The following is a 20,649-nucleotide window of genomic DNA, read 5'->3' on the forward strand; positions in this document are numbered from 1 at the left end:
CTATCCCGCGATCCCCTGGCACTGGAAGGAGGTCGCCCCGGACCACGTGGTGCAGGAGGACTACCAGGATCGCCACCGTCACCGCGCGTGACGGCGACGGTACCAGCAGCTTGACGACAGACGGCGATTGAAAATGCGTGCTGTCGGACAGCTGGTCTTGCCGATTCCTTACAAGGATGTGCGGGTGCGAAGCGGGCGTGTCCTTGAGGCTGCGCAAACCTGAGGTAGTTCGAATGGCAGGGTTTGAACAACGACCAAAAATTCGTCCGGTCGTCGTGTACGGCCGTTGCCGAGGGCGCGCCTTCTAGGAAACCTGGGAGACTATCCAGAGGGGATATTTGGCTGGATGATGTTTCCTGCCACGGCGCTGCCGACGGGTTTTTGCAGTTACGCGCGGAATGACATGGATCACTATGTGCCCGATCTAGGCCATGACGAGTCCGACTGGCCGCTCACCGGGGAGGTGATGCTCATGGGCGCAATCATGTGTGAAAGGCCGGGCGAGCCTGCGCAGCGCTTCCATCCGATGGCTCGCCACGTTTTCGCTCTAGACGAAGCGATATGAGCCCGTCCAGTGACGAAGGGCGCGCCGCTGTAGTCGCTCTCGTGAAGTCGAGCAAAAGTTGGCCGGAAGCATGCAGCAGCCATACAGGCATGGATTGTGGCGCTCCTTTCGGTATTTGGTTTCCACTCGAGTGCACTTGACCTCGACAGGTTGCCGATCGTCCTTGGCTTGTTGAAGCCCGATCATTCCGTCGCGATGCGGGGTACTACAGGCTCAATCAAGTCAGACATGCTTGCTCGACATGGCGAGTTTGGTGCAGAGTCGTCGATGAATATTTATATGTCAGTGGACTGCTCTCACCAGCTGATGCTGCAAGTGTCAAAAAATCGAAGGGTGAACAACCCTTCATCTGCCGACGCTGCCGCGTGGCTGCACGAAAGTGTTGATCGCTACTTCAATAGAACTACACAAAGCCTTCGTCGTTTACGTCACGAAACTACAAATTGGAGCGAATTAAGATGGCGGCATTGCTTGCGATCATTCAACTATTGCTTGTGCCTGTACTCCTCATTCCCGCAATGGCTGTTCGCTTTGCAGGAAAATCGCGGCCGCTCAATATCGTCAACTACGCGCGAGTAAAGGACCCTTCCGCCCTTCACCGCTGGGCTGGGAATCGACTTGCTGTTCTTCCTCTGCTCTTCCTGATTTCTGGGCTGGTTTCGCTGCAGAAACCAAATCTATCAGCGGCGCTTCTTATGCTGATGATAATTATAATGTTGGTTGTTGCCGTATCAATTGCCATAGGCGCTGAGAAGTTTCAAATTACGCCCTGACGTGGGGCGGTTTCGCCACCGCCCGTCCACTGTTTCGGAACGACATCACCAGTGGCTGCGCCACGCTATGGCCCTTAGGAAAGAGCCATTAACGTCTGCCTAAGGCCCCAAGTAATAAACGGTGCACCCGGGCTGTAGTAGTTGCATGTAGCACAACTGGGCTATTGAGGTGTGCGCTAGCCAATTTCTCAAGAAGCGCATTTTGCACCGCTCTCATGCTGAGCTTGGACAGATCGACATCAACCACATCCAAAAGCCTCCGGTGTACTCCTCGCTCTGGCTGTACCGATCAAAGGGCGATGCCGGCGTGGGACCGTTCGATTCGCTATCGTACATTGCCTCTACCGCCTCCTGCGCCATGCGCGGTATATCCGCTGCTTGGTCGGCCGCAGAGAAGACGCCAGGAAGATCAGGAATGGTGACGCCGTAGGCGGCGCCTGGTTCGTGGTGGACGTATACGGGATAGAAAGTCAGGTCCTCCATCTGGCTTGCCGGTAGATGCTGCTGCCCGCGCCAATAGGCAGGTTCTTCTGCGGGCGGGGAAGGATGACTATCCCGTTTCCTTGGCGAAGCTTGTTATGGCTAACGTGGGTGGAAACCAGCTCGAATCCGTCGGCTGACTGTTGTTTGAACAGGGGGCGGCTGTCCATGGGCTATTTGCCCATTGCGCGCCAGCTACACAACTTCACACAGCAAGTTTGAAGAGATTCTCAACGACGGTTGCGGACCGTTCTGGCGCCCAATGGGCAGTTCATTTCCGGAGACCGGTACGAATATCCGGTGCTGAATGGAAGGATGCTAATCAATGCAAAAAGCCCGCCACTGGCGGGCTTCCTGCTACCTGCCCGAACCCACGCCCATCGCCAGCAGCGCGCGGCTGGTCCGCATCGTGCGGTCGGCCATGCCCTCCGGCGTGGCCTTGCTGGTGCTTGATCCCAGGTTGATCCGTCGGCTCACGCCCAGCAGGTCATCGCGGTCGGCCAGTGCATTGAGGCCGGCGTCCTGCCACCACGCGGCAGCAGCCAACGCACCCACCTCCGGCGATTCAAGCAACTCGGGCTGTTCCTCCAGCGGCAGGCCGAGCAGTTCGCCGATGCGCCGATAGTTGTCGCGTCCGGTCAAGGCGATCGGTCCGCGGCCGCGGTAGCGATACCCATCGCCGCTGGCCTCGTCGCGGTTGCCATTGCGGTTGGCGTACACGCGGTTGGCCAGCCGCTCCGGCTTGCGCACGTACTGCGGCTGCTCGGCCTCGGACAGGCGCCGGCCGAATACTTCACCGATGCGTTTGCGGCTGTACGACAGGTTTTCCTGCAGGTGCTGCAGGCTCAGGCTTTCATGGCCGATCTGTGCCAGGAAAATCGCAATCCGCCGCGGGGTGGTGATGTCGAAGCGCTGCATCGCCTCGTTCAGTGGCGTGGTCCACCGCTGCGCCAGCGCCAGCGGACACATCAGGATCTGCGAGAGCAGGGCGGCGTTGATCATCAGTCACTCCACGGGCCGGGGCGTTGCAAGGCGTGCACGAGATGTACGCACCATCGCGCTGCAGTGGCCTGCAATCCAGTGGAAGGCGGCCGCGCGCCGCGCCGCAGGGATCGTGCAATGGGCGGTCCGCAAACCGCGCCGCGCATCGCGCCATCCTGCGCAGGCCTATGCGGCTGCTGCCGTCACAGCTGCGAAGAATTCACGTAGTGGCGTCCTTGCTGGGTCAGGTCGATGTCGCCGTCTTCCCCCTGCGCGGCAAGCCCCGCTTCAACCGCCCAGTTCGCGTCTTCCTGCGCAACCGGGCGGGTGGCCTGTATGTCTTCCAGAATACGTTGCTGCTGCGCGGTCAATTGCATATGCGTAGTCTCCTTTCTGCCATCGAAGATTCCAGCCTACGCAGGCGGAGTGAGGGGCGCGTCGGCATACGTCGCAGGACGCCCTGCGCACCGGGCCGATGAAGTGAATGATTCAGCGAGGTGCGGCGGAGGTGCTCGCGGTGTCATTGACGCGTAGATAAAAACATGTCTAATTCATAGGCATCGTGTTGCCTCGCTGGATGCCCCCGCATCCCCGCTGCCACCGATTTCGTGGAGGTCGTACATGGATTACGGCAGACAGGACCTGGCCGACCAGGTTCGCGATGAGCTGCAGGACAGCTACCAGCGGCATGGATGCGGCCCGGAGTTCTGGAATACCTACCAGCAGGTGCTGGCGCGGCTGGTACCGGAGGGGCGTGAGCGCACCCAGGTGACCAACGACATGGCGTTGCTGATCGAACAGCTCGGCATCGTCCGCCGCGCCCAGCTGGTGCCGCCGGCGGACCCGCCATCGCGTTGATTCACCCTGCCAGCGCGGCACCCAGCACGACCAGTCCCAGCAGCAGGCTCAGCAGTCCCAGCAGCGCAAGCGTCCGCTGTCGTATCCACTGCGGCCGATGTCCGGCCAGTCGCTGCGGGCTGGTGTGCTGGATGAGCCCGGGGCCCAGACCTGCCGCCCGTTGCGATTGCTCACAGGCCACCGCGCAGGCACCGCAGTCCAGGCAATCGGCCTGCGGGCCATCGCGCACGTCCAGCGCCATCGGGCAGGCCTGCACGCAGCGTCGGCAGTCGGTGCAGTCGCCCAGTCGATCATCCGCAAAACGGGGCATCGGTCCGGCCAGCTGCGGATGGGCCCAGCGGAATACGTAGTCCTGTGCGGTGCCGGCATCGAGCAGGCCGCGTCCGCGCTGGGCAATGCTGCCGCCGCCTGGCCGCCTTGGCCCGCGCGGCTCGCCACGAGGCGCCAGGTACAGCATGCGCGGGGTATGTCCATCGCGCAGCAGCGGCTGCAGACGCGCGAAGGGGCACAGCAGGCGACAGACATGACGGCGCAGGAAACCGGCGTTTCCCCAGGTTGCCGCGGCGTAGAAGACGATCCAGAACGACTCGAAGCCGTCCAGCCGCAGGGTGACGGCGCGGGCCAGCAGCGACTGGATGGGAGTGAACAGGCCGACGAAGCTCAACGCAGTCCACAGCGCGATGCCGATCCAAAGCGCATGGCGCGCGACCGGCTCTGCACGGGACTGTCCAAACAGGCGCCGGGTGCCGCGTTCCACCCAGGCGAACAGCGTGCTCCACACGGTCTGCGGACAGGCATGCCCACACCACAGGCGGCCGGCCAGGTGCGTGCACAAGGCCAGTGTCACCGCCAGCACCGCCAGCGCCCCCAGCAACAGGCCGGCCTGGCTGGGCCACAGGGTCAGGCCGAACACATCGAAGCGGCGCTCCACCACGTCCAGCAGCACCGCCTGGCGGCCGTCCCAACGCAGCCACGGAAGGGCGTGGAAGCCGATCAGCAGCACGACCGGCAAGGCCGTTCGGGTCCATGACGGCAGCGTAGGCGGGTTCATCCCAGCGGCACCTCGTCGTCGTCCCCACCGTGCTTCGATGCCGGCCGCAGCAGGTACCAGGTGGTGGCGCTGGACAGGCTGGTGATCCCCCAGAACATGAAGAACCCGAGCGTGTAGCCCAGCCCGCGGCTGATGCCGTGGCCGGGGAAGCTGATATCGCGCAGGCGCAGCGGGTCGACGAAGGCGAAGAACACCACGCACGCCAACGCCGCGGTGATGAAGCCCGGCCACAGGATCGCGCCCAGCGCGGGCAGGCGTCGCGCTGGGGGCGAACGGGCGTCGGTAGGGCACTGTCGGGGCATGGGTCACGTTCCGGCAGGAGGGCAGCAGGCGCCGACGGGAGCAGGAAGCCTCCACCGGCAGCAGCCACTGTAGGAACCGGTCCGGCCGGCGTCCTTGATCCTGATCAAGCGGGCGTTGTGGAGCCCGGTGCGATCATGGGCCATCAGACCCGCGCGCATTCCATGGACACCCTGCCACTCCCGCTCCCCGTAGCGTCCCCCGACCTGTGCACCGAAGCGGAAGTGACCCGTCTTGTGCACGACTTCTATGCGCGCGTACGCGACGAACCCCGGCTGGGTCCGGTGTTCACCGCGCACGTGCAGGACTGGCCGACCCACCTGGCCCAGCTGGTCGATTTCTGGTCTGCCCTGCTGCGCGGCACCCGGCGTTTCCAGGGCTCGCCGATGTCCAAGCACATGGCCATCGATGACATGGACCGCGACCTGTTCGACCGCTGGCTGGTGTTGTTCCGGATGACCTCGGCGGAAAGTGGCAATCCGGAGATGCAGCGGCTGGCCGACGACATCGCCGCGCGCATCGCCGATACGTTCTGGAAGCGCTACCGGATGCTGCGCCTGCCATCGATCGGCCTGCCGATCGTCGGCTGATCGGCCTGGATTGATCTGGGTCAAAGCGCGCCGGCCCGCGTGCAGGCACGCTGCAGGCATGGACACGTACTCACCTGTTGAAGGCGGCCTGGCCTGGTGTTTCGACGCAGCGACCCTGCGCCGGCACGACAAGCCGGGTCCGCGCTACACCTCGTATCCGACCGCGCCGCATTTCCATGAGGCATTCGGTGAGACTGACTTCACCGCCGCCTTGGCCCGCAGCAACGGGCAGGCGCGCGCATTGTCGCTGTACGTGCATGTCCCCTTCTGCAGCAGCCCGTGCTTCTATTGTGGCTGCAACCGGATCATCAGCCGCGACCGCAGCCGTGGCCACGCTTACGTGGCGCGGGTGCTGGCCGAGGCGGACCGGGTGGCTTCGCATATCGACCCGTCCCGCGAGGTGATCCAGCTGCACCTGGGCGGCGGGACGCCCAATTTCCTCACCCGCGAGGCGATGACCGAACTGCTGCAGGGCCTGCGCAGGCGCTTCCGGTTCAGTAACTCCGCGGCGCGCGATTTCTCCATCGAACTCGATCCGCGCTTCATCGACCGCGACGACGTGGCGCAGCTGGCCGAACTGGGATTCAACCGGGCCAGCCTGGGTGTGCAGGATTTCGATCCGGCGGTACAGGCTTCGATCAACCGCCTGCAGGGCGTGGAGCAGACGCTGGACATCCTGCAGGCCTGCCGCGACCACGGCATGCGCTCGGTCAACGTGGACCTGATCTACGGCCTGCCAGGACAGAACGAACAGGGCTTCGGGCGCACGCTGGAGCAGGTGCTGGCACTGCGCCCGGATCGCTTGGCGGTATACGGCTATGCGCACCTGCCGCAGCTGTTCCGCGCGCAGCGGCAGATCGACGAATCCCGCCTGCCGGCGCCGGAGCAGAAGCTGGCGCTGCTGGGGCTGGCGGTGGAGCGGCTGCTGCAGGCCGGCTACCAGTACATCGGCATGGACCATTTCGCGCTGCCGGAAGAAGACCTGTCGCGTGCCCAGCGTGCCGGCCAGCTGCACCGCAACTTCATGGGGTACACCACCCATGCCGATACCGATCTGCTGGGCCTGGGGGTGAGCGCCATCAGCACGGTGGCCAGCACCTACAGCCAGAACCCGCGTGACCTGCCGGCGTGGGAGGCGGCGGTCGATGCCGGGCATCTGCCGGTGTGGCGGGGCCTGCAGCTCGACCAGGACGACCTGCTGCGCGCGGAGATCATCCAGCAGCTGATGTGCCATGGCGAAGTGGATCTGGCCGCGTTGTGCGCGGCGCAGGCGATCACGGCCGGGGTCTACTTCGCCGATGCGCTGGCACAGCTGCAAGGCCTGCAGGCCGATGGCCTGGCAGAGGTGCAGGGCGGGGTGGTGCGCGCGACGGGCAAGGGCCGCCCGCTGCTGCGCCTGCTGGCGATGTGCTTCGACCGCTACCTGTCGCGGCCGGGACAACCGGCGCGGTACTCGCGTGCGATCTGATGCGGCGCGTGGCGGCGGCAGCGTCTGGTGGTGCCCGGAGCCGGGATCGAACCGGCAAGACCTTGCGGTCGGCGGATTTTAAGTCCGCTGCGTCTACCAGTTTCGCCATCCGGGCCGCGCGGCATAGGGTGCACCACGGGGCGCGAATTTGGAATGGCGGGGCGCGTGCGTGGAACCGTGACCAGATGCGCGGTATGGGCCGCCCAGCTGTCAACAATGCGTTGTTCATGCCATATTCGGCTTTGTCAGGGGCCAGGGAGTGACCATGTCGTTGCACGCGATTGCCTACGTCAGCCAGGCCCGTCCGGAGCTGGCACCGCAGGAGCTGGATGCGTTGCTGGCCGATGCGACCGCGTTCAACCGGATGGCGGGTGTGACCGGCGTGCTGATGTTCGATGGCGAACGCTTCCTGCAATACCTGGAAGGCCCGCGTGATGGACTCGATTCCGTCTACGGCAGGGTCCTCAATGCCAGCCGCCACCATGGTGTACGGCAACTGGCCGCGGCAGTGGTAGGCACGCGCTGGTTCCCCCACTGGACCATGGCCAACCGGCGGATCGATCCGCTGACGATGAGCCATATCATCGACGCACCCTGGACGGGCATCGGCGCCGCCCGGCCCGCGGCTGGGCAGGGACTGGCGCTGCTGCTGCGCAGCTGGACCGGCGGCGATGGCGAACTGGAGCCGGCCGCGGTCAGCCTGGGTTCCTGAGGTCGCAGGCGTGGTCAGCGTCGGGCATGGCGGTTACCCTTGTGCCTCTTTGAATCGGAGGCGGGTGCGCAATGGAGAGTTCAACCGCGCATCGCGCAGCAGCGGCGCAGCGCATCAGCAGCCCGGTGTCGGCTGCCGCGTCGCCGCGCCCCGCGATCATCGGCCTGGGATATGTCGGCCTGCCCTTGGCGGTCGCCTTCGGGCGGTTGTTCCCCACGCTGGGCTTCGACATCGATGCCGCGCGCGTTGCCGAACTGCAGCAGGGCCATGACCACACCCTGGAACTGGAAGACGGCGAGCTGGCCGGCGCACCGCTGCTGCGCTGCAGTGCCGATGCCAGCGAGCTGGCCGCGTGCAATCTGTACATCATCACCGTGCCCACGCCGATCGACGCGCACGAACAGCCTGACCTGGGACCGCTGCGTTCGGCCAGTGAACAGGTGGCCAGCGTACTGAAGGCCGGCGACCTGGTGGTGTACGAATCCACCGTTTATCCCGGTACCACCGAGGAAGTCTGCATTCCGCTGCTGGAGGCCGGGTCCGGGCTGCGCTTCAACCAGGATTTCTACTGCGGCTACAGTCCGGAGCGGGTCAGCCCCGGCGACCGCACGCGCCGGCTGGCCGACATCCGCAAGATCACTTCCGGGTCCACCCCGGAGGTCGCCGCAGTGGTGGATGCGCTGTATCGCCGGATCATCACCGCCGGCACGTTCCCGGCACCGTCGATGCGCGTGGCCGAGGCCGCCAAGGTGGTGGAGAACATCCAGCGCGACGTCAACATCGCGCTGGTCAACGAACTGGCGCTGATCTTCGACAAGCTCGGAATCGATACCCAGGACGTGCTCGACGCAGCCGGCAGCAAGTGGAATTTCCTGCCGTTCCGGCCCGGCCTGGTCGGCGGGCATTGCATCGGCGTGGATCCGTATTACCTGCTGCACAAGTCCGAAAGCGTGGGCTACCACCCCGATCTCATCCATACCGCGCGCCAGGTCAACAACCGGGTCGGGGCGCACGTGGCCGAGCGGGTGCTGTCGCTGCTGGCCGACCGCGGCCGCACCCCGGCGCAGGTGCGCATCCTGGTGCTCGGCGTCACGTTCAAGGAAGACTGTCCGGACCTGCGCAACAGCCGTGCGCTGGAACTGGCCGAACAGCTGCAGGCCAGTGGCGCGCGGGTGGACGTGCATGATCCGTGGGTGGGTCCGGCGGCATTGGCGGACACCGCGGTGCAGTGGGTCGCCCGTCCGGAACCCGGCGCCTACGATGCGGTGGTGCTGGCGGTGGCGCACGCCGCGTTCCGGGGCATGGAGGCCGACCAGATCGCGGCCCTGCAGGCGCCGGGCGGCATCGTGTACGACGTCAAGTCGGCGTGGCCGCGTGCTTCGGTGGATGGCCGCCTGTAAGCGGCTGACCCGTCGTCGGCCGCAGCGCGGGTAGACTGGCCGCAGCCATCCTGAAAGGAACGCCATGCATCGCTACCTGGCCTACGTGCTCGCCATCGTTCTGCTTCCGGTCAGTCTGTGGCTCGCCACGTACTGGACCGCCTGGTACTGGGGGGTCGGGCTGACGGCCGCGCTGGTGGTGCTGGGCACCTGGGACCTGCTGCAGGCACGCAGCACGCTGCGCCGCAATTATCCGGTGCTTGCGCATTTCCGTTACGGGCTCGAATCGATCGGCCCGGAAATCCGCCAGTACTTCGTCCAGAGCGACCTGGAAGACGTCCCGTTCTCGCGCCAGCAGCGCGCCCTGATCTACCAGCGCGCCAAGAACGAGATGGACGTCGTGCCGTTCGGCACGCTGCGCAGTACCTATGCGGTGGACTACGAGTGGATCAACCACTCGCTCGCGCCGACCCTCATCGGCCACAGCGATTTCCGCGTACTGATCGGTCCGAACTGCGCCAAGCCCTATTCGGCCAGCGTGTTCAACATCTCGGCAATGAGCTTCGGTTCGTTGTCGGCCAACGCCATCCGCGCGCTCAACGAAGGCGCGCGGCGCGGTGGTTTCCACCACGATACCGGCGAGGGGTCCATCTCGCCGTACCACCGTGAAATGGGGGGAGACCTGGTATGGGAGATCGGATCGGGTTACTTCGGCTGCCGCAACGATGACGGCACCTTCAGCGAAGAACGATTCGTCGCCAACGCGGCCACCGATCAGGTCAAGATGATCGAGATCAAACTCTCCCAGGGTGCCAAGCCCGGCCACGGCGGCGTGCTGCCCGCAGCCAAGGTGAGCGCGGAGATCTCGGTCACCCGCGGGGTGCCGATGGGCGTGGACTGCGTGTCGCCCTCGCGGCATTCGGCGTTCTCCACACCGATCGAACTGCTGCAGTTCGTCGCCCGCCTGCGTGAGCTGTCCGGTGGCAAGCCGGTCGGCTTCAAGCTGGCGATCGGCCATCCGTGGGAGTGGTTCGGCATCGCCAAGGCGATGGGCGAGACCGGCCTGCTGCCGGATTTCATCGTCGTGGACGGTGCCGAAGGGGGGACCGGCGCGGCGCCGGCCGAGTTCATCGATCACGTCGGCGTGCCGATGCACGAAGCCTTGCTGCTGGTGCACAACACGCTGGTCGGCCTGGACCTGCGCGACCGCATCCGGCTGGGCGCGGCCGGCAAGATCACCAGTGCCTTCGACATCGCCCGGACCATCGCGCTGGGGGCGGACTGGTGCAACGCCGGGCGCGGTTTCATGTTCGCGCTGGGCTGCATCCAGTCGCTCAGCTGCCACAGCGACAAGTGCCCCACCGGCATCGCCACCCAGGATCCATCGCGCTGGCGCAGCCTGGACCCCACCGACAAGGCCGAACGGGTGCACAACTACCACCGGCATACCCTGCATGCGTTGAAAGAGCTGCTGTGCGCGGCCGGCCTGAATGATCCAGCCGAGCTGGGCCCGGAACATATCCTGCGCCGGGTATCCCCGGTGGAGATACGTTCGCTGGCCTCGTTGTACCGCTACCTGGCCCCTGGCGAGCTGCTGCGGCAGGTGCCGGACCATGCGGTATTCCACGACTACTGGGCCGATGCGCGCAGTGATTCGTTCCAGCCGCCGGCCCGTATCCAGGCGCTGCGCGCGAGCAAATCGCGGTGAGCGTGGAGGCATTGCCGCGCTTCCGTGGCGGTCGCGCCGACGACGCGCCTGCGTTGTGGGCGCTGCGCACCCGCTGCGTGCGCGAACTGTGCCGCAGCCATTACCCGGACGCGATGATCGCGCGCTGGTCGGCTTCGCCGCCGCCACCGCGTTATGCAGGGCTGATCGCGGAAGGAGGCTGCGTGGTGGCCGACGACGCGCAGGGACGGTTGCTCGGCTACGGGATCCTGGTGTTGCAGGACAATGAGGTCGATGCACTGTTCGTCGCCCCGGAGCAGGCCGGGAAGGGGTTGGGCCAGGCCGTGCTGCAACAGCTGCTGACCTTGACTGATCCGCAGCGCGACGTGCTGCTGTCGGCCTCGCTCAACGCGGTCGCGTTCTATCGCCGTGCCGGCTTCCTGGATGAAGGGGAACAGGCCTACCTGCACCCCAGCGGCATCACGCTGGCGGCCAGACGGATGCGCCGGCCCGCCGCGTCAGCGCTTCGATAGCCAGTTGATCACACCGTCGGCCGCGCGCTTGGCGCTGGCATAGCAGGCGGTCAGCAGGTAGCCGCCGGTGGGAGCTTCCCAGTCCAGCATCTCGCCCGCGCAGAATACGCCCGGCAGGTCCTTCAGCATGAGCGCGGGATCCAGCGCCGGCAACGTCACCCCGCCGGCGGTGCTGATCGCCTCGGCCATCGGTCGCGGGCGCTGCAGATGCACGGGAAGACGCTTGAGGGTGGCAGCAACCGCGTCGATGTCCTGCCCGGCGTCCTTGCCCAGCACTTCGAACAGCAGTGACGCCTTCACGGCATCGACCCCGGTCTGACGACGCAGGTGCTCGCCGAAGCTGCGGCCCTTGCGCGGGCGCGCCAGGTCGTCGGCCAGCCGTTGCGGTTCGCGCCCGGGTACCAGGTCGAGCCACAGGGTCGCGCTGCCGTCACGGTTGATCGTTTCGCGCAGGTCGGCCGACAGGGCGTAGACCAGGCTGCCTTCGATGCCGTACTCGCTCACCACGCATTCGCCCTGGTGATGACGCTGGGCGCCCTGCAGGTCGATCCAATGGGCAACCACCGATTTCAGTGGTGCACCGGCATGGCGCTGCACGAACCACGGCGTCCAGGGCACATCGAAGCCACAATTCGCTGCCTGCAGCGGCACCACGGTGACGCCGCGCGACTGCAACAGTGGCACCCATGCCCCATCGGAGCCCAGTTGCGGCCAGCTGCCACCGCCCAGCGCGAGCAGCGTGGCATCGGCGTGCACGCTGCGTTCGCCGTCTGCGGTGGAAAAGCACAACGCGCCCTCGGCGTTCCAGCCCTGCCAGCGATGTTGCACGTGGAAACGGACGCCTTGTTCCTTCAGCCGGCGCACCCAGCCGCGCAGCAGCGGAGCGGCCTTGCGGTCCACCGGAAACACGCGCCCGGAACTACCGACATAGGTCTCTACGCCAAGGCCGGCGGCCCAGTGGCGCAGCGCGTCGGCATCGAACGCGTCCAGCCATCCGGCGACCGCAGCGGTCTGCTCGCGGTAGCGGCTGTCGAACAGCGGGCGGGCGTCGGAATGGGTCAGGTTCAAGCCGCCCTTGCCGGCGATCAGGAACTTCCGCCCGGGCGAGCCCTTGGCCTCGTACAGATCCACCGACAGCCCGGCCGCGCACAGCAGTTCGGCGGCAAACAGTCCGGCCGGACCGCCGCCAATCACCGCGACACGGGTTGCACGGGCAGGATCAGCGGGGCTGGACATCAAGCAGCTCGACATCGAACACCAGCGACGACCCGGCCGGGATCGGCCCTACGCTACGCTGTCCGTAGCCCATGTCCGGGGTGATCATCAGGGTGCGCTTGCCGCCGACCTTCATGCCGGCCACGCCTTCATCCCAACCGCGGATGACCTGGCCACCGCCGAGATCGAACGAGAACGGCTCGCCACGGGTCACCGAGCTGTCGAAGGTCTTGCCATGCTTGTCTGCTGCGCGCTCGTCGTAGATCCAGCCGGTGTAGTGCACGGTGACCTTGCTGCCCGGCGTGGCAACCGCGCCGGTACCGGGCCGGGTATCGATGGTTTCAAAGGCGGCGATGGTGCCGCCCGGCGGCGGGCCGGCAGGCGCGCATGCGGCGAGGGCCAGGGACAGCAGCAGGGGAGCGAGCAGGCGGCGCATGGGCGGCATCCAAATCGAAGGGATGCAAGGGTAGCGCATCGCGCGGAAACGGAGGCCGCACCCCGGTAGCGACGGCCGCTGGCCGTCGCATTGACGGCCAGCGGCCGTCACTACCGCTCGCCGGAGCCGCCCGGTGCACCACCGCGCCGACCCGGCACCACGACGTGGCCCAGGGTGACCAGATGGAAACGCTCGAAGCGCGGCACCACCGCATTGACCAGCGTGATGCCGTTGTCGAAGCTGTGGACCACGTTGTAGCCGGCCACCAGCCCGTCTGCCTTCAGGGCCTGCGCGAGTTGCTGGATCTGTGCCTCCACCGGCCCTGCCGGTCGGTCTTCCAACGGGACGGCAACGATCGGCTGGCTCGCCAGGCGGTCTTCGATATCCATGCGCGCGCTGGGCTGCAGCCGTGGCCACTGCTGCAGCGACTGCACCGGATGGACGGACGCCGCACGACCGGCGCATGCCGGAGCGGCGTCGCTGGCAAGCGCGAGATGCGACTGCAGCAGCTCGTGCAGGGCCCTGCGCGCGGCGTGGGCGGGGTTGAGTGAAGCGCCAGCGCCATACGGACGCGCGTGGTCATAGAAGCGGTGGGCGACGGCAAGGCAGCTGGTGATGCCGGGTGTGCTGGAAATGTCGAGCAGGCAGATATCGGCCTCCACGCACTGGCTGACCTGGCGATGCAGATCGGCGACATCAGCAGGCAGGCCCGCAGGGCTGGCCACGCGCAGTGCATCGTTGCCGGCATGGAAGAAGTGGGTGAGCAGGAACAGCGAGATGGCATCGCGTTCGGCACACTCGTTCAAGGCGTGCAGCAGGGCTTCTTCCAGATTGCCGCCGATCGCCGTGCCGCTGTTGCTCGCATAACGACGCAGGGGAGCGTAATCAAACGTGTCCGCAGCCACCGGTGCATCGGCGTAGGTGGGCGCGGAGAGTGCAACCGGGTAGTGGAAGTCCGTCGCGCCGGCCAGGCCGGTGTAGTGGCGCGTGGCGATGGTCTCCTCGATCTGGTCGAACAACAGCGCGCCGGGAAGATAGCCGGTGAGGTCAGGGCCGAGCAACGCGATCAGGTCTTCCACCGGGCGCACCTCCGCCCCATGCGCGGCATGGCGATCCATCAGCAGATGCTCCATGGCCTCGTACAGCGAACCTACCGCCGCCGCTTCGCGGCCGCCCTTGCCCCATCCGCCGGTCAGCAGTGCGCCATCGGCGTCGTGCAGCTCGGTCAATGCCGCGCACGGCGACTGCCCGGTAAAGCTGGTGACGGGGCGTATATCGAGACTGTCGAATGCTGCCCGGATGCGCTGCGCTGCGTCGGGCAGGCTGTAATTCCGTTCCTCGGGAATGCTGGGTGTGCTCATGGGCTGTGCGGGTCCGCAGGAAGGGGCTGGGGGACAGGTGCCACTTGCGAACCGGCGACGTGCCTGCGCTCCGGTCCGGTGTCGATGTGAGCGCTGCAGCCAGAAGCAGGAGGGCTGCAGCGCTCTCACTCAACCGAGAATCAACCCAGCAGCGCGATTTCCTGCGCATTGAGCTGCAGGTCGGCGACCTGGATGGCGCCGGTGATCAGGAACGGAATATTGAAGATGCCCATGGTGTTTCCTTTGAAAGGATCGCCGCCGTTTGCGGCAGGGCAAGGGTCTCAACCTGGCAGCTGCACGGGCATCATCCACTGCAGCGCAACGGCGTAGGAGTAGTCCGTGGCCTTATGATGGGCCCATGTCAAAACTCCTGCTCAACCTGCGCGACGTCGGCGATGACGAGTACCACGATGTGTGCACGCTGCTGGACCAGCACCGCATCGCGTGGTATCGCACTGAACCCAGCCCCTGGGGCATCTCCAACGGCGGCCTGTGGATCCGCGAGGACGAAGACCATCCGCGCGCCCGCGATCTGATGGGCGCCTACCAGGCGCAGCGCAGCGTCCGCATGCGCGCCGAGCGCGAGCGGGCCCTGCAGGACGGTAGTGCGGAAACCTTCGGCAGCCTGCTTCGGCGTCGGCCGGGGTTTGTCGTGCTGGTGCTGCTGGGCATGGGAGTGGCGGCGGCGCTGGTGCTGCTTCCGTTCATGCTGCTGCGCGGCTGAGCGGGCGCGCAGCGGGTAAAATGGACGGATGATCGCCAATACCGCCGCCTACCACTTCGTCCCCATCGAGCACCCCCGGCGACTGGCCGACCAGCTGCTGGCACGGGCCGAGGCCGCAGGGCTGCGGGGCAGCATCCTGGTGGCGGGGGAAGGGCTGAACCTGTTCCTCGCCGGTGCTCCATCCGACGTCGACGGGTTTTACGCGGCGCTGCACGCCGACGCGCGATTTGCGGGCATGCGGGTCAAGACCAGTTACAGCGCACACCAGCCCTTCGCCCGCCTGAAGGTGAAGGTAAAGGACGAGATCATCAGTTTCCGCCGCGATGACGGCCAGCCGCTGGCGTATCCACGCGCCCCGGCGATCGACCCGGCCACCGTGCAGCGCTGGCTGCGCCAGGGCCACGACGATGCCGGAAAGCCGGTGGTTATGCTCGACACGCGCAACCTGCAGGAAGTCGAATTCGGCACGTTCCAGGATGCGCTGGTGCTGCCGATCGAGAAGTTCACCGATCTTCCGGCAGCGCTGGCAGCGCACCGCGACGCGCTGAAGGACAGCACCGTGGTCAGCTTCTGCACCGGCGGCATCCGCTGCGAAAAGGCCGCGCTCTGGATGCGCAACGACGGCATGGACAACGTGCTGCAGCTGGAGGGCGGCATCCTGGGCTACTTCGAGGAAGTGGGCGGCGAAGGCTATGACGGTCGCTGCTTCGTATTCGACGAGCGCGTGGCACTGGACGCGCAGCTGCAGCCGCTGGTGGACCAGCCGCTGCCGGAACCGAAGCCCAGCGCGTTCTGACTCTGCGCGGTAGCTCCGAGCCATGCTCGTCGGGTAGCGATGGGGCATCGTGGGATCCGAAGCAGAGGCCGCCGAGCATGGCTCGGCGCTACCGGGGGTTCACGGCCTCGAGGGCCACGGGAATCAGCGTCCCGCCATCGACACTGGCAAGCGTGTCCACACGCCCCCATACCTTGGGGATCTCCTGATGGAATGCCTGCCTGATGATTCCCCTGTCGATCCTCGACCTGGCCCCGGTCTGCGAGGGCAGTGATACCACCGCCGCCTTCGCCAACATGCTCGAACTGGCCCAGCACGCCGATGCCCTGGGCTACCGCCGCTTCTGGCTGGCCGAACACCACAACATGCCTGGCATCGCCAGCGCCGCCACCGCCGTGCTGATCGGCCATGTCGCCGGTGGCACCCAGCGCATCCGGGTCGGGGCCGGCGGCATCATGCTGCCCAACCACGCCCCGCTGCAGGCCGCCGAACAGTTCGGCACGCTGGCCTCCCTGTATCCCGACCGCATCGACCTGGGACTGGGCCGCGCGCCGGGCACCGACCAGCCTACCGCGCGCGCGCTGCGGCGCTATTTCGACAGCGCCGACCAGTTCCCGCAGGATGTCCGCGAGCTGCTGCATTACTTCGAACCGGCACAGCCCGGGCAGGCCGTGCAGGCAGTGCCGGGGGCTGGCCTGCGGGTGCCGGTGTGGATCCTGGGCTCCAGCCTGTTCGGCGCACGCCTGGCCGCATCGTTGGGCCTGCCGTACGCCTTCGCTTCCCATTTCGCGCCGGATTCGATGGACGAGGCGCTGGCCGTCTACCGTCGTGATTTCCGTGAGTCGGCCACGCTCAAGCGGCCGCATGCGATGTTGGCCCTGAACGTGGTCGCCAGCGAAAGCGAGGCCGAATCGCGGCGGCTGTTCACCAGCCAGCAGCAGAGCTTCGTCAAACTGCGACGGGGCAACCCGGGTCGGATTCCGCCGCCGGTGGACGACATCGATACGTTCTGGCAGCCGCATGAAAAGGTCGGCGTGGAGCGCGCGCTGGCCTGCACCGTGCTGGGCGACGCGCAGCAGGTGGGCGAGGGCATCGCCGCCTTCGTCGACCGCCACCAGCCTGACGAACTGCTGTTGACCGCGAACATCTACGACCATCGCGCGCGCCTGCGTTCGTTCGAACTGGCCATGCAGGCCTGGCACGCGCGCCACGCTGCCTGAATGCCGCGCGTACGCCACCACGCGCGCTGAACATCCACCTCACGCGGCGTTGCACGGCGCTCGCGTGAGATGGAGCTCTACCCAGGAGCAACCCATGAACGCAGATCGCCAGCAGCACATCACCCAGCTCGCCGCCCTGATCAAGGATGTCGAGGTGGCCATGTTCACCACCACCGGCGTCGATGGCCGCCTGTACAGCCGCCCGCTGGGTACCCAGGAAGTGGAGTTCGACGGCGACCTGTGGTTTGCCACCTCGGCCGACAGTCCGAAGGTGGCCGAGATCGCGCTCAATCCGCGGGTCAACGTGGCCTACGCGTCGCCGTCGAAGAACAGCTACGTGTCCGTCGCGGGCACCGCGCGGATCGTCGACGACCGGGCGAAGATCGATGCGTTGTGGTCACCGGCGATGAAGCTGTTCTTCCCGGAGGGCAAGGATGATCCGAACCTGCGGCTGATCCACGTCCAGGCCGAATCGGCCGAATACTGGGATGGCCCGGGTACCCTGCTGGGCAAGGCGCTGAGCTTCGTGCTGTCGGCGGTGCAGGATGAGCCGAGCCGGCTGGGCGACAACGGTTTCGTCGACCTTCGTTGATCCCCGGTCTGCTGTGTCGAGCAAGCTCGACACTACGGTCTGGTCGGCAGTCGCCCTGTAGTGTCGAGCTTGCTCGACACCGCGGCCGGTCAGAACCAGCGCTGGAACAGCTCCGCGACGTACTCGACCAGCTGCCCGGAACTGAAACCGAAGAACACCACCGCGACCACCGCGGCTATCCAGTTCACCAGCATCAGCACGCCGTCGCGTTCCAGCAGCGCCAGCGAAAACAGCAGCAGCTGGAAGCCGAACAGATAATTGGTGAACGGGATCGGCAGCGACAGCAGCACCCCCAGCAATACCAGCAGCAGGCCGCTGAAGGCATGCGCGGCAACCGGCTGCAGGAGCTGCGGCAGCCGCGGCTTCAGCAGGCGGTCGAGCCGGCGCAGCGCGCCATCGATACGGTCCAGGAACCTGTGCATCGTGCCGCGCTTGGGTCCACGGCGGGCGATGAAGCCCGGAACCCACGGCTTGCGCAGCCCGCACATCATCTGCGCGCCGATCAGGATCACCAGCGGACCGCTGAGGGCCCCGCCCACGCCCGGAATCGGGATGAACGAGGGCAGGATGGCGATGAACAGGAACACGCCGAACGCACTCTGCTGCAGGTTCTGCAGGATCTGCCCGAGCTTCATGTGCTGGGCCGGATCGCCGAACTCGAACATCGCCAGCAGCGTGCGGATGCCTTCGTTGCGGTAGGTCGACCCGCTGTCTGCGGGGCACGCGTCATCCGGCGGCAGGCCGGGATCAGGCGGTGAGTTCATCGGCCTGCTCGTCGGAAAGCGTGCGCAGCAGCAGTTTGTCCACCCGCGCGCCGTCCAGGTCGATCACCTCGATGCGCCAGCCGGCCCAGTCGAAGTACTCGCCGACGTGCGGGATGCGGCCGAAGAAGTGGATGCACATGCCGGCCAGCGTGTAGTAGTCGCCGTCCTCGGCATCGGGCAGGTCATTGGTGCCCAGCAGCTCGCGCAGGTCTTCGATCGGCAGCGAGCCGTCCACCAGCAGCGAGCCGTCTTCGCGGGTCACCACCAGCGCGTCTTCATCCGCATTTTCGGTTGCCTGCAGGCGCCCGACCACCGCACCCATCAGGTCACTGATGGTGACCAGGCCCTGGATTTCGCCATACTCATCGACCACCAGCGCCACCGACTGTTGTTCCTCGCGGAAGATCTCCAGCAGCTTCATCGCGTGGGTGCTTTCCGATACGTACAGCACCTCGCGCAGATTCTGGAACAAGGCGTGGTCACCGCGCGCCATGCGCGTGGCCAAGGTCTTCACCTCCAGGATGCCGACCACGTCCGCGTCATTATCCCGGTACACCGGATACCGCGAGAATTCGTTCTCGCTCATGATCTCCAGGTTCTTTTCCAGCGCGCCCTGGGTATCCAGCCAGGCGATGCGGTTGCGCGGCGTCATCAGGCTGTCGGCGGTGCGGTCGCCCAGCCGCATCACGCGGTTCATCATGTCGCGCTCGTGCGCATCGATCACCCCGGCCTCGTGGCTTTCGGCCACCAGCATGCGGATTTCTTCTTCGGTGACGCTGGCGGCCTCGTCCTTGCCCAGCCCGATCACCCTCAGCACCAGGCGGGTACTGTGGGACAGCAGCCAGACGGCCGGGAAGGCGATCCGCGACAGCCAACCCATCGGCCAGGCGACCAGGCCGGCGATGTCTTCCGAGCGGGTGATGGCAAGACGCTTGGGCACCAGTTCGCCGAAGATCAGCGTCAGGAAGGTGATCAGCGCCACGGCCAGTGCCTTGCCGACCTGGCTGGCGTAGGCGAAGCCAGGGAACAGCTCATGCAGCCAGGTGGCGATGGCCAGGCCGATCGCCTCGCCACCGAACACACCGGTCAGGATGCCGATCAGGGTGATGCCGATCTGCACCGTGGACAGGAAGCTTTCCGGTTTTTCGGACAGTTCCAGTGCGCGTTCGGCGCGCTTGCTGGTGGCGGCCATCTGCTTGAGCCGGCTCTTGCGCGAGGTCATGACCGACATTTCGGACATGGCGAAGAAGCCGTTGAGCAGGATCAGGGCCAGGACAATAATCAGTTCAAACACGGGCATCGTCCCCGGTTGGTGGCAGGGAGGAAGGGTGTCTGCGATGGCGGCAGGCGCTGGGGACCGGGGTCGGGCGCGGCGGCGGGGGGTAAGGGTCGTCGTCCATAGGTGTGCGCCCGTAGGCGCGCTGGCATCTTAGCAAACAGAGGGTGGCGAGCGGCAACTGCCCGTTCAGGTTGGGGGCGGATTCCGTCAGAAACGTCCGGGAGTACCCGGAACGGTCATCTAGCCGTCATAATTCCACCTGGTGCCGTCCTTCCCGTGACGGCGAACAGGTTTCTCAATGTTCTCTCTGCAGACCATTTTCGGCTCCGGCAAACAGTTCTACACCCTGCTTGATGAGGCCGCCGTCGCGGCCAGCGACAGCGCACGCGCCCTGCACGCGATGATGCGCGAGTCCGACCGCCAGCCTGCGCTGGATGCCTTCAAGCTTGCCCGTCTGCGTGAACGCGCCGCGTCGGACAAAATCAGCCAGGCACTGGTGGACAGTTTCATGACCCCGATCGAGCGCGAGGACATCGAAGCGCTCGGCTCGGCGCTGTACAAGATCCCCAAGCAGGTCGAAAAGTTCGCTGACCGCTATTCGCTGGCCGTAGCCCACCTGGAGCACATCGACTTCGCCCCGCGCGCGGCGATGCTGGAACAGGCCGCCGCGGTGGTGGTGGAAATGGTGGCCGACCTGCGCCACATGAACCTGGACCGGATGACCGCGCTCAACGAAAAGCTGCGCGCGCTGGAAAACGAGGCCGACCGGCTGATGCTGGAGCTGTACCGCGATATCTATTCCGGGCGCCTGGACCACCTGCAGATGTTCCTGCTGAAGGAATTCTTCGAGATCCTGGAAAAGGCCATCGACCGCTGCCGCGAGGCGGGCGTGGTGGCGTACCAGATCGTGTTGAAGAACAGCTGACG

Annotated in this window: 24 protein-coding genes and 1 tRNA gene; 14 read left to right on the forward strand and 11 right to left on the reverse strand. The window is 66.1% G+C overall.

Translation table 11 applies throughout. The features are described from left to right. The first annotated feature begins 346 nt into the window (after positions 1-346). A complete protein-coding gene (locus tag ABE522_RS06140; protein WP_346590959.1) occupies positions 347-565 on the forward strand; it encodes a hypothetical protein in 219 nt (72 codons plus the stop codon). 458 nt (positions 566-1,023) lie between these two features. Then, the gene (locus tag ABE522_RS06145; RefSeq protein ID WP_346590960.1) at positions 1,024-1,338 is read left to right on the forward strand and encodes a hypothetical protein; all 315 of its coding nucleotides are present in this window, start codon (positions 1,024-1,026) and stop codon (positions 1,336-1,338) included. A 213-nt stretch (positions 1,339-1,551) separates the two neighbouring features. On the opposite strand, the gene ABE522_RS17500 is transcribed toward ABE522_RS06145, so the two are convergent. The 3 genes from ABE522_RS17500 to ABE522_RS06155 form a co-directional block, all read right to left on the reverse strand. Continuing rightward, complete coding sequence (locus ABE522_RS17500; protein ID WP_406846315.1) at positions 1,552-1,821, reverse strand: type II toxin-antitoxin system HicB family antitoxin; 270 nt, start codon at positions 1,819-1,821, stop codon at positions 1,552-1,554. Between the two features lie 354 nt (positions 1,822-2,175). Further along, positions 2,176-2,820 (reverse strand): glycoside hydrolase family 19 protein, encoded by a 645-nt coding sequence (locus ABE522_RS06150; protein WP_346590961.1) that lies wholly within the window; start codon positions 2,818-2,820, stop codon positions 2,176-2,178. Positions 2,821-3,002: 182 nt separating this feature from the next. Beyond that, entirely contained in the window at positions 3,003-3,176 is a 174-nt protein-coding gene (locus ABE522_RS06155) for a hypothetical protein (protein ID WP_346590962.1), read from the reverse strand. 244 nt (positions 3,177-3,420) lie between these two features. Between ABE522_RS06155 and ABE522_RS06160 the strand changes: the two genes are divergently transcribed. Continuing rightward, positions 3,421-3,657, forward strand: a complete 237-nt coding sequence (locus ABE522_RS06160) for a hypothetical protein (protein WP_042613007.1) — start codon at positions 3,421-3,423, stop codon at positions 3,655-3,657. A gap of 1 nt (position 3,658) precedes the next feature. Here the strand turns inward: ABE522_RS06160 and ABE522_RS06165 are convergent, their stop codons facing one another. Together ABE522_RS06165 and ABE522_RS06170 are read right to left on the reverse strand one after the other, a co-directional pair. Further along, complete coding sequence (locus ABE522_RS06165) at positions 3,659-4,708, reverse strand: 4Fe-4S dicluster domain-containing protein (RefSeq protein ID WP_346590963.1); 1,050 nt, start codon at positions 4,706-4,708, stop codon at positions 3,659-3,661. Next, positions 4,705-5,010, reverse strand: a complete 306-nt coding sequence (locus ABE522_RS06170; RefSeq protein WP_346590964.1) for a hypothetical protein — start codon at positions 5,008-5,010, stop codon at positions 4,705-4,707. Before ABE522_RS06170 ends, ABE522_RS06165 begins: the two co-directional genes overlap by 4 nt. A gap of 162 nt (positions 5,011-5,172) precedes the next feature. Between ABE522_RS06170 and ABE522_RS06175 the strand changes: the two genes are divergently transcribed. Further along, positions 5,173-5,598, forward strand: a complete 426-nt coding sequence (locus ABE522_RS06175) for a group III truncated hemoglobin (protein ID WP_346590992.1) — start codon at positions 5,173-5,175, stop codon at positions 5,596-5,598. 58 nt (positions 5,599-5,656) lie between these two features. Then, positions 5,657-7,066, forward strand: coding sequence for an oxygen-independent coproporphyrinogen III oxidase (gene hemN, locus ABE522_RS06180; protein ID WP_346590965.1), 1,410 nt, complete (start codon positions 5,657-5,659; stop codon positions 7,064-7,066). A 28-nt stretch (positions 7,067-7,094) separates the two neighbouring features. Here hemN and ABE522_RS06185 read toward each other — a convergent pair. Then, positions 7,095-7,181: transfer RNA gene (locus ABE522_RS06185), tRNA-Leu, on the reverse strand. A gap of 150 nt (positions 7,182-7,331) precedes the next feature. Between ABE522_RS06185 and ABE522_RS06190 the strand changes: the two genes are divergently transcribed. The 4 genes from ABE522_RS06190 to ABE522_RS06205 all read left to right on the forward strand — a co-directional run bounded on the left by ABE522_RS06190 (position 7,332) and on the right by ABE522_RS06205 (position 11,356). Next, on the forward strand, positions 7,332-7,778 hold the full coding sequence (locus ABE522_RS06190) for a BLUF domain-containing protein (RefSeq protein ID WP_346590966.1): 447 nt from the start codon (positions 7,332-7,334) through the stop codon (positions 7,776-7,778). Positions 7,779-7,891: 113 nt separating this feature from the next. After that, positions 7,892-9,178: a nucleotide sugar dehydrogenase gene (locus ABE522_RS06195; protein ID WP_346590993.1), complete on the forward strand. Its 1,287-nt coding sequence runs from the start codon at positions 7,892-7,894 to the stop codon at positions 9,176-9,178. A 64-nt stretch (positions 9,179-9,242) separates the two neighbouring features. After that, positions 9,243-10,865, forward strand: coding sequence for an FMN-binding glutamate synthase family protein (locus ABE522_RS06200; RefSeq protein ID WP_346590967.1), 1,623 nt, complete (start codon positions 9,243-9,245; stop codon positions 10,863-10,865). Next, the gene (locus ABE522_RS06205) at positions 10,862-11,356 is read left to right on the forward strand and encodes a GNAT family N-acetyltransferase (RefSeq protein ID WP_346590968.1); all 495 of its coding nucleotides are present in this window, start codon (positions 10,862-10,864) and stop codon (positions 11,354-11,356) included. Before ABE522_RS06200 ends, ABE522_RS06205 begins: the two co-directional genes overlap by 4 nt. Here ABE522_RS06205 and ABE522_RS06210 read toward each other — a convergent pair. The 3 genes from ABE522_RS06210 to ABE522_RS06220 all read right to left on the reverse strand — a co-directional run bounded on the left by ABE522_RS06210 (position 11,342) and on the right by ABE522_RS06220 (position 14,368). Then, positions 11,342-12,592, reverse strand: coding sequence for a TIGR03862 family flavoprotein (locus ABE522_RS06210; RefSeq protein WP_346590969.1), 1,251 nt, complete (start codon positions 12,590-12,592; stop codon positions 11,342-11,344). The two genes, ABE522_RS06205 and ABE522_RS06210, sit on opposite strands and share 15 nt — an antisense overlap. Then, on the reverse strand, positions 12,576-13,007 hold the full coding sequence (locus ABE522_RS06215; protein ID WP_346590970.1) for an FKBP-type peptidyl-prolyl cis-trans isomerase: 432 nt from the start codon (positions 13,005-13,007) through the stop codon (positions 12,576-12,578). The genes ABE522_RS06210 and ABE522_RS06215 overlap by 17 nt, the downstream gene beginning before the upstream one ends. 110 nt (positions 13,008-13,117) lie before the next feature. Continuing rightward, complete coding sequence (locus ABE522_RS06220) at positions 13,118-14,368, reverse strand: YcaO-like family protein (RefSeq protein WP_346590971.1); 1,251 nt, start codon at positions 14,366-14,368, stop codon at positions 13,118-13,120. A gap of 358 nt (positions 14,369-14,726) precedes the next feature. Between ABE522_RS06220 and ABE522_RS06225 the strand changes: the two genes are divergently transcribed. From ABE522_RS06225 to ABE522_RS06240, 4 genes are all read left to right on the forward strand, one after another. Then, positions 14,727-15,092 (forward strand): DUF6164 family protein, encoded by a 366-nt coding sequence (locus tag ABE522_RS06225; protein ID WP_346590972.1) that lies wholly within the window; start codon positions 14,727-14,729, stop codon positions 15,090-15,092. Positions 15,093-15,120: 28 nt separating this feature from the next. Further along, on the forward strand, positions 15,121-15,888 hold the full coding sequence (locus tag ABE522_RS06230; protein ID WP_346590973.1) for a sulfurtransferase: 768 nt from the start codon (positions 15,121-15,123) through the stop codon (positions 15,886-15,888). Positions 15,889-16,091: 203 nt separating this feature from the next. Next, on the forward strand, positions 16,092-17,087 hold the full coding sequence (locus ABE522_RS06235) for an LLM class flavin-dependent oxidoreductase (protein WP_346590974.1): 996 nt from the start codon (positions 16,092-16,094) through the stop codon (positions 17,085-17,087). Between the two features lie 94 nt (positions 17,088-17,181). After that, complete coding sequence (locus ABE522_RS06240) at positions 17,182-17,679, forward strand: pyridoxamine 5'-phosphate oxidase family protein (protein WP_101100050.1); 498 nt, start codon at positions 17,182-17,184, stop codon at positions 17,677-17,679. A gap of 89 nt (positions 17,680-17,768) precedes the next feature. Here ABE522_RS06240 and ABE522_RS06245 read toward each other — a convergent pair whose 3' ends face one another. After that, complete coding sequence (locus tag ABE522_RS06245; RefSeq protein ID WP_406846316.1) at positions 17,769-18,443, reverse strand: exopolysaccharide biosynthesis protein; 675 nt, start codon at positions 18,441-18,443, stop codon at positions 17,769-17,771. Next, on the reverse strand, positions 18,427-19,737 hold the full coding sequence (locus tag ABE522_RS06250; RefSeq protein WP_346590975.1) for a hemolysin family protein: 1,311 nt from the start codon (positions 19,735-19,737) through the stop codon (positions 18,427-18,429). Before ABE522_RS06250 ends, ABE522_RS06245 begins: the two co-directional genes overlap by 17 nt. A gap of 283 nt (positions 19,738-20,020) precedes the next feature. Here ABE522_RS06250 and ABE522_RS06255 point away from each other — a divergent pair, with 283 nt between their 5' ends. Beyond that, positions 20,021-20,647 carry a DUF47 domain-containing protein gene (locus tag ABE522_RS06255; RefSeq protein ID WP_042613020.1) on the forward strand — a complete coding sequence of 209 codons (627 nt, stop codon included), beginning with the start codon at positions 20,021-20,023 and terminating at the stop codon, positions 20,645-20,647. The last annotated feature ends 2 nt before the right edge of the window (positions 20,648-20,649 follow it).

This window comes from Stenotrophomonas lacuserhaii (genome assembly GCF_039674585.1).
Taxonomy (GTDB): Bacteria; Pseudomonadota; Gammaproteobacteria; order Xanthomonadales; family Xanthomonadaceae; genus Stenotrophomonas; species Stenotrophomonas pennii_A.